This is a genomic window from Nostoc sp. 2RC, from assembly GCF_014222165.1.
GTDB lineage: Bacteria > Cyanobacteriota > Cyanobacteriia > Cyanobacteriales > Nostocaceae > Nostoc > Nostoc linckia.
Window position 1 is genome coordinate 1 of the sequence record NZ_JACKZU010000706.1, and the last position, 1337, is coordinate 1337.

Below are 1337 nucleotides of genomic sequence, written 5' to 3' on the forward strand. Positions count from 1 at the left end.
AGTTCGGGTTAATTCCCTACTTTGATTCTTGTCCCTCGTCCTTGGCTTTATGCCATTTGGAGGGAACGGAACGCACCTTCTAAAAGTTCTTCGAGTAAATGGTCATCAAAGTTTGCTAGGGCTTCGAGCATTTGGGCCCGTGCGATATGTTCTTCTTCTTTTAAATTTTCGGGGAAGGGGATGGGGTCAGCGGGTGCGCCGGGATGATATTGATATGCTTGTTCGCTCACCATGTCGATGAAGCCGGTGAGTTGTTCCCCTTGCATGATGGGATATTGATGGGCTACTAGGGGACGGCTGGAAACTGCTTTGAGGGCGTGTAATGTTTCTAAAACATGGATATTTGCCCGATCCATTTTGTTGACGAAAACTATGTGGGGAATTTCCCAATCGTCGAGGAATTTAAATAAAGGGGCGAGGGTGAGGACTCGATCGCGTATCGGTTCGCAAACTACAATTGCGGCATCAACTCCGATTAAAGCATTGTATGTTTCTTGGGCAAATTCTACACTTCCGGGACAATCAACAAAAGTGAAGCGAGTACCGTTATACTCAGTGCTAGCAGCGCTGACTTCTACACTCATGTGGCGATCGCGCGACTCGGCAGCACTATCTCCTATTGTGTTGCTGTCTTTAACATTTCCTTTGCGAGAAATCGCCCCTGTAACAAATAACAAACTTTCTAGTAAAGTTGTTTTTCCACTTAAATAAGGCCCAACAATTGCAACATTCCGCGAACCCGATTTTACTTTTTCGTTCATAAAACCTCCCTTGCGGTAATTCATTACCAACCGCATTACGCTATCTTTATCAGGGATAAAAAATGGTTTTCTGGAGTCAATTGATTTTGGATTTTAAATTTTAGACTTCGACTCCGCTCAGTCGAACGATTTTGCATTTACCCGACCACTCTGGGTAGGGGCTTGAGGATTTTTAATTTGGAATTTGTTCCGCCCATGTTAGCGAAGTGCGACGCAGCCTGGGGGAGACATGAACCGAAATCATCTAAAATCTCAAATCTTAAATTGGCGCAGTCAAAATTACCCCTTCTTTAATTTGTTATTATCCTACCTTTAATCGATATTTAAAAAAATTGTAGCCTGTCGTAAGATTTAGTTTAAGAAAAGTTAAGCTAAACAAAGTTCAATAGGTAATCAAAAAGTTTTGTAAAAAACTTTAGCATTCCCCAAACTTTTTGTTAAGTAAACTAACTGGAAATTGTTGCGATTTAGAAAATCTATGAAATTATCACTTTATAAATATGGCATAACAACTTTAGTCAGTTTGATATTAGTAGGTAGCGTCGCCTCTCCCTCATTTCCCTCATCCCTCTTATC

Annotated in this window: 1 pseudogene; it reads right to left on the minus strand. The window is 41.3% G+C overall.

The window, feature by feature from the left end:
- Nucleotides 1-77 precede the first annotated feature (77 nt).
- Nucleotides 78-761: pseudogene (locus GNE10_RS34545) on the minus strand (GTP-binding protein); the annotation flags it as partial.
- Nucleotides 762-1337 lie beyond the last annotated feature (576 nt).